Raw genomic sequence first — 6,585 nt, 5'->3', positions numbered from 1 at the left:
CCTCATGGGGCTCCTCACGCTCACGGCCTACGCCTGCTGCGCAGCCGGCGATGACGACCGGGACTAGCTGCCGAAAAACGAAATCGCAACCGAACAGAACGATCAAGCCCCTCGCTCCGATGGTCGGACGAGGGGCTTGCGCATAGTGGGATAATGAAGAGCGAGTGAGACGCGTCGTGTGTGCCGTGTTGCATCGGTTGCGCACGAGCGCCTTACATAAGGTTCGTTTACGTCAGGAGATACAGAATGGCGCTCAAGTTCGATCTCGGGGAAGCTCTGTCCCAAGCTGCCCACGCCGCAGGAGAGATGGCAAAAGGCGCATCGGCGACCGTCGAGTCCGCCGCCAAGGGCGTCGCGAATGCGGCCGAGAACGCGGGGAACGCCATCGTCGATACGGCCGCCTCGGCATCCGAAGCCGTCGGAAGCGCCATGTGCTCGGCTGCGGAAGGCGTGTCGAGCGCCGGCGAGCAGATCGCGTCGTCCGATGCGGGCAAGGCGATCGCAGGGGCTGCGAACGCGGTGGGCGGAATCGCCGTCGGCGCCGCAATGGGTTTGGCCCAGGGAGCGTCGTCCCTTGCGTCCGGCGCTGCGTCGACCGTCGAGGGCGGCATCAACGCCATCAAGGAGAACTCGTTCTCCGCGCGACTCCGCAAGGCACGCATCAAGGGGTTCCGTGACGGCATCAAGCAGGGGGCCTACCTTGCGGGCGAGAAGCGGCACAACTTCATCTACGCCTACGTGGCGACGCTCTGCTTCCTGATGCGCTGCGACGGCGACTTCTCCCAAGAGGAGCGGGAGTGGCTCGAGGACGGCCTCGACTACCTCAAGCTGGACGGCGGCCTCCCGGACGACGTGAAGGCGAGGGTGCAGGCGATCGCGGACGACGAGGACCTGTCCTTCGACCGGGTCAAGGACTGCCTAGACAACGTGAACATCGTGTCGCTGGGCTCCATCGCCGAGCAGCTGCAGGTCGCCGCGGCCTCGGACGGTCAGGTGACGGAGGAAGAGGAGCACGCCTGCAGGCTCTTCGCCGACTACATGGCGGCGAGGGCTGCATGCGTGGCCGTTGACGAGGGCTGGGCCGAGCAGGCGGTCGAGAAGTCCGTCCGCGAGTACGGCGAGAATCTCGAGCGCATTGACCGCGAGTTCAAGGAGCGGACGAGGCTGCAGGACGCCGACGCGGCCTTCGTCGTCGCCGCGACCATGCTCCAGGTCGCCCGCGTGCTCGTCATCAACTCCCTGACGGAGGTCGAGCGGGCGGGAGCGGGCAACGCCAAGGAGGACGCCCTGCACAGCTTCCAGGACCGCGTTTTCTCCGGCTTCGGCGATGGGGATCCGGCGGAATCGGGCCGCCTGTTCGCCTCCAAGAGCCACATCCTCTCCTCGCGAGGCGTGCCGTACGACGCGACGCGCTACGAGGCTGAGAACTTCAAGGTGTTCAAGGGGGCGAACCACCGGTTCGCGACCCTCGGCCACGACCCGGTGCTCGGCCTCGTGTTCGGGACCTCAAACATCATGACCAACAGCATCACCTGCGTTAAGGACGCCAACGTCTTCGGGATCGGCGCGCGGATCCCCGCGACCTACTCGGTCTCCTACGACGCCTTCGGGAAGAACCCGCTGATCGGGGCGCCCGCCGGGACCGTGGAGATGCTGGTCGCGGCGGGAAGGCGCGTCGTGAGCGAGCCGGATGCCGCCGCAGCGGCCCTGGTCAAGCAGCTGATCCACATCGGCACGGACCTCTACACGCCGTGCGGGATACAGGTCCCGTTCGCCAACCTCGTTCTCGACAAGGCGCACACCGAGGCCCTCACCAAATACGTCAGCACTGGCGACGTATTGAAAGTCGGCATGCAGGCGGGCATGACGGTGCTCATCAACTGGCTGATAGCGGCGCTCCACGGCTGCTCGCTGATATTCAAGGACGACGGGTCGGACTACTGCACCGAGATGTACCAGGCGCGCACCAAGAAGATCATCCTCATCTCCGACACCATCGCGACCTCGAGCAGCGTCGTGCAGGCATCGATCACGAAGAACCCCAAGTGCCTCGACCTCGGAGGCGCGGCGGTGCTCGTCTACCGACTGTTCTCGGATGCTCGTTTCGTCGCGAGGCTCAAAGAGGAGTACGTGCAATCGGAGCTCGACAAGATCTACGATGAACGGGCCAAGCGGTTGCTTTGAGGTCTTACAGGAATGATTCAACCACTAAAAAGAAGCAGGAGAAGAGATAATGGCCATATGCGACTCGTGTAAAGGCAACAGCATCCTCCCAGAACATTACGGGGCTTTGACCCTTTGCAAAAAGTGCTCCATGAAGATACCCGCTCCAACGTGGAAGAACAAAATATACTCGACGAACGAAGAGGTTCACGAGCAGCGAGAGAAGACGCTTGCTCGAGCCGTTTCCGCTGGTTTTCCTTCAGATGCTATTACTAAGCTGGGATCCTACTTTGACGGCTTGATAATTCCCGGTCTCTTTAAGATCTTTGATGGCGGCAACGATCAAGGGCTAGTCGTCAAAGACGAGTCGGTCATTATCGTCACTGAAGATGATTTCGATCCAAGCGACGCCCGCAAGCAATTGGGGTTGATAGCGAGCGGGCGACGCGGCCTTTCAATCGACGAAGACGATAACGTCGACGCTTTTGATGCCGCCAATCTTGCAAAAATAGCTCTGGGAGCTTTCTCGAGTGGCGGATCGTTAGGGAAAATAGCCATGCGCGCTGGAGCGGAAATAGCCGGCGAAGTGATATCGAAGTCGAATCGGCCAACAATAGACGACCTGCCTGTGCTTCCGCAATTCGACGTCCCCTTTGGCGAGCAAACGGTTCGATACAAAGACGTTGACGATTTTGAGTTCTACATCCCAGAAGGAGAGGAGAACCTCGGTTTTCTCCTTTTCACGACAGCGGTATCCAGAAAGCAGAAAAAAATAGTCTTCTCTTTCGATCCAGGGGAGAACAGGAAGCAAGCCGCCATAGAGATAGCTCGATTCATCGAAAGCAAACTCGATGACAAGGCGGCTGAAGCGGAAGAGCAAGAGGAATCCATGCGCACGGCGAACAGCCCCTCGCGTCAGGCCGATGCTTTATCTGCGCCAGATGAGCTACTAAAATGGAAACAGCTTCTCGACGCAGGCGCCATAACAAATGAGGATTACGCCGCGAAGAAGAAACAGCTTCTCGGTTTGTGAGTCGTTGCCGGCAATTCCGCTACGCAAGCGTGTTTCACATCACCCACTTGAACACGGCGCGGAACAGCCAGACGAAAAAGCCCAGCGTGACCTTTAGCGCCGCCATGAGGAACCTACCAAGCCTCTTCATCGACGTCACCCCAATCTTCCTTTACCTTGCGGGCGCCCTCCTCGGCGCCCTCTTCCTTCTCTTGCGCGAGCAGCCTCGCCAGCTCGTCTGGCACGCCCGGGACCTCCGCCCTCCCCAGCGCGCGCTGCAGGTCCCTTATCTGCGATTTCAGCGGTTTTGAGGGAGGGCCCACGTGCTCGCGGTAGCAAGCGCAAATTGCAGCCGCGTCGCACAGGTAGCCCCGCACCCGGGCGAACGCCTCGTCGCCGTCGAGCAGGACGCGGCGGGCGCGCCCAAGCTCCGCCTCCGAGGCCAGCATGAAGCGCCACCCGCGGGACCTGCGCGCGGCCGGGATGCCGTCCGCGGGCGCGTCGGCACGCCAGTCGTCGCGCACCTGGTGCCAGTTCGCCGTGAGCCAGAGCCCCTTCTCGGGCTCCTCGCGCATCTCGAGCTCGAACTCCGTGAGCATGTTCGCGCCGGAGAACGGCGACCCCTCCGTGAACGAGAGCGTGTCGAACAGCGTCGTCCTGCCGCCCTCATACTCTATCCTCACCATCATCTCCGGCCCCTCTCCCTGCGCTGGTCCTGCTGAGCCCGCTGCCGCTCGGCGGCGAGGATTCGCTGTTGCTCGTCCTCGCGACGGCCGTCGCGAGAGTTTCCTTCGGCAGCGCCGCGCCCGCGATCGTCCCCGTAGCGGGTCTTGAGCGGCATGAGCCCGTTCATCGCCATGTAATCGCGCGCAGCCTCGAGGCGGCGGTACCCCTCGCCGCCCGCCTGGCCGCGGCGCTCCAGCGTCGCCATCCTGAGCCCGAACTCCTCGATGGACTCGACGTCGAACTTCGCACAGGTCTCGAGCGCCGAGGAGAGCTTGCTCAGCTCCGAGAGGTCGTTGAGCTCGAGGGCGCGCTCAGCGGCCTCGCGAATGCGCGCGGTGCTCGCGTCCGTGGGACGGTAGGCGCCCTCGCGCTCGAAGCGCCGGCGGAGCATCTCCTTGCCGTAGACGAACCCAAGACGCTCGCCGCTAACCCTCTTGGACGGCTCCTCGACAAGGCTGAACACCCAGTCGTCCCGCCGCGCCTTGGCCGAGTTGTCGGCGACGTGCACGCCCAGGGCGTCGAGGATGCCGAGGAACTCCGCCTCGTCGCGCGCCGTGGTCTTGGCGAGTGCGACGCGGGCGCGGATGTCGCCGACCCACGAGTAGCCGCCCGAGCGCATGATCTCCTTCTCGGCCCTTCCAAGGTAGACGTTCCTGCGGCTCCTGGGCCCGCCCGCGCCGGCCCGCCCGCGTGCCCTCGAGGGCGATACGGGCGACCTGTCGTTGGAGAGCCCGGACAGCCCGCGCGCTCGCGCCATGTCCTGCAGGTCTCGGTTGAGGTCCTCCGGGTGCTGGGTCTGCATGCGGTAGCCGGTACGGAGGTTCGCGTTGTTCACGACGATGTGCGCGTGCGGTATGCCGCGGGCGTTGTCGTCGTGGTAGACGATGGCGATCTCGTGGTCGCCGAAGTGCTTGAGCGCCCACGAGCACGCGAGCTCCCGCAGAGCGGCCAGGTCGATGTCGTCACCGGGGTCCGGCGAGAGCACGAAGTGCTTGAACGTGCGCGCGGGCTTGCCCCTCCATGAGGCGTCCGTGCCGAACGCGGCGCGCGTGGCGTCCATCTCGGCGTCCCAGGCGCAGGCCTCCTTGGCGGCTTCTCCCAGAGCGCCGGCGTCGCGCTCGTCGTAGCTCAGGTTGAACAGGTCTCGCGCCAGGGCGCGGCCTCCCTTCTCGAGGTAGCGGCGGATGCCACCCGTCGAGCCGTGGCCGCTTATCGGCTTCAGGATCGGCATGGCGAGCCCTCCACGAGCGAGTCGGCGCCGATGCGCCCGAGCTCGGCCGCCATCTCGCGGGCCGCGCCGTTCACGTCGGCGAGCTCGTGCTCGATCGTTGGGATGCTCTCCGCGACGAGGTCCCGGTCGACGTGCCCGTGGCGGGCGTGGAAGTTGATGAGGTTCATCGCGTGCACTGCCTGGTTGTAGTGGTAGCCCCACTTCGTGAGCTCCCGAGACATCGACCAAAGGGCCCTGCGGTCCACGAGTATGCGGTGCTCGTCTCCCGCGTTGGCATCCGTCGACAGCGGTATGCGAACGAGGTAGCGCAGGTACTCCGACTTGCTGAGGCCGGCGCGCTCGCACCGCTCGCAAAGCGCGTCGTAGTCGCTTCCCTCCATGCGGAACGTGACTCGACGCTCCTTGCCTTTGGCGGCGTCGGCTTCCTCTTTCATGGCGGATTCCTTTCCTCGGGCCCGCCGTGCGGCGGGCGCGTTTCTCTAGGGGCGCGGGGGATCCCCCGCAGGCGGCGGCCCGGCTCGGGCGCCGCCTCTGGGACCGGGCCTCGCGAAAGCGGGCTCTTAAACGGCCCGCGGCATGACGGGTCCGAGGCCGCCCGGTCCCCAAGTGCTATGGACGCCCGACCGAAGTGTCGGACGCCATAGGCTACTTGCTGGATTTCGGGCCTGAGGCCCTTCTGCGACGCTTTCGGGCATCGGTGCCCGCCTCCGCGTACGGCGCGGTCATGAGCGCCATTTCACGCAGCAGCGAGAGGTCGGCCGCGCTCGGGCTCTCGGGCGGGCTCTCGAGGAAATCGGCGACGAGCCTCGCTGCCTTGGAGATGCGCCCGTCGGGGCCGGCCTGCGTTTTGCTCTCGCTCCTCACGTAGTCGGAGAGCTCCCGCTTGGTGCGCCGCCAGGGCTCCATTGCGGCGTGCATCTCCGCCTGGCGCTCCTTCGGCATGCCCGCGAGCGAGCGCACCGCCTCGGCGCTGAGGTTGCCGCGATCGGCCTCGGCGGCCCACTCGGGCGAGAGGTCCTCGGCAATCCGGCGGGCCAGCCTCTCCTCACGCGCAATGGTCTTGCCGGAGACCTTGCGGCCCGTCTGCCGCTCGATGATGGCGGCCTTCACGTCGTCGACGCGCATGCCGGAGAGCGAGGGGTCCTCGGAGCGCAGGCGCACGGCGTCGCCCCTGAGCGCCTCGGTCGCGGCGGCGCGCTCGGTCACGGTGAGCGCGCGGGTGAAGTAGTTCGCTGCGTGGAGCAGCGTCACCGCCCGCTCGTCGTCGATGCCCTCTATCACGCGGCAGGGCATCCTCTCGTAAGCGGGGTCGTCCTTCGCGAGCAGCGCGTAGGCGGCCTTGCGCCGATGCCCGGAGACCATCTGCCACGAGCCGTCGCCGACCTTTCGCACGAGCGGCAGGTCGGTGAGGCCGTCCTCGCGTATGGACTCGGCGAGCTCAGCTATCCCAGCA

The 6,585-nt window shown here is 65.2% G+C and carries 6 protein-coding genes; 2 read left to right on the top strand and 4 right to left on the bottom strand.

The genetic code is table 11. The annotated features are described in order from the left end of the window. The first annotated feature begins 246 nt into the window (after positions 1-246). Positions 247-2,184 (top strand): hypothetical protein, encoded by a 1,938-nt coding sequence (locus tag ACT84W_RS08925; RefSeq protein WP_444328958.1) that lies wholly within the window; start codon positions 247-249, stop codon positions 2,182-2,184. Between the two features lie 130 nt (positions 2,185-2,314). Further along, positions 2,315-3,196 (top strand): SHOCT domain-containing protein, encoded by an 882-nt coding sequence (locus ACT84W_RS08920; RefSeq protein ID WP_444328957.1) that lies wholly within the window; start codon positions 2,315-2,317, stop codon positions 3,194-3,196. Positions 3,197-3,309: 113 nt separating this feature from the next. On the opposite strand, the gene ACT84W_RS08915 is transcribed toward ACT84W_RS08920, so the two are convergent. The 4 genes from ACT84W_RS08915 to ACT84W_RS08900 form a co-directional block, all read right to left on the bottom strand. Further along, a complete protein-coding gene (locus ACT84W_RS08915) occupies positions 3,310-3,864 on the bottom strand; it encodes a hypothetical protein (RefSeq protein WP_169277777.1) in 555 nt (184 codons plus the stop codon). Next, positions 3,861-5,132: a relaxase/mobilization nuclease domain-containing protein gene (locus ACT84W_RS08910; protein WP_073293302.1), complete on the bottom strand. Its 1,272-nt coding sequence runs from the start codon at positions 5,130-5,132 to the stop codon at positions 3,861-3,863. Before ACT84W_RS08910 ends, ACT84W_RS08915 begins: the two co-directional genes overlap by 4 nt. Continuing rightward, entirely contained in the window at positions 5,120-5,566 is a 447-nt protein-coding gene (locus ACT84W_RS08905) for a CopG family transcriptional regulator (RefSeq protein ID WP_073293300.1), read from the bottom strand. The genes ACT84W_RS08910 and ACT84W_RS08905 overlap by 13 nt, the downstream gene beginning before the upstream one ends. A 211-nt stretch (positions 5,567-5,777) precedes the next feature. Further along, the coding region (locus ACT84W_RS08900; protein WP_444328956.1) for a ParB/RepB/Spo0J family partition protein at positions 5,778-6,585 on the bottom strand (808 nt) is incomplete at its 5' end.

This window comes from Paratractidigestivibacter sp., from assembly GCF_052362415.1.
Lineage (GTDB): Bacteria > Actinomycetota > Coriobacteriia > Coriobacteriales > Atopobiaceae > Paratractidigestivibacter.
The sequence above is the reverse complement of the archived record's forward strand: the minus strand, read 5'-3'. Positions and strand labels throughout refer to the sequence as shown.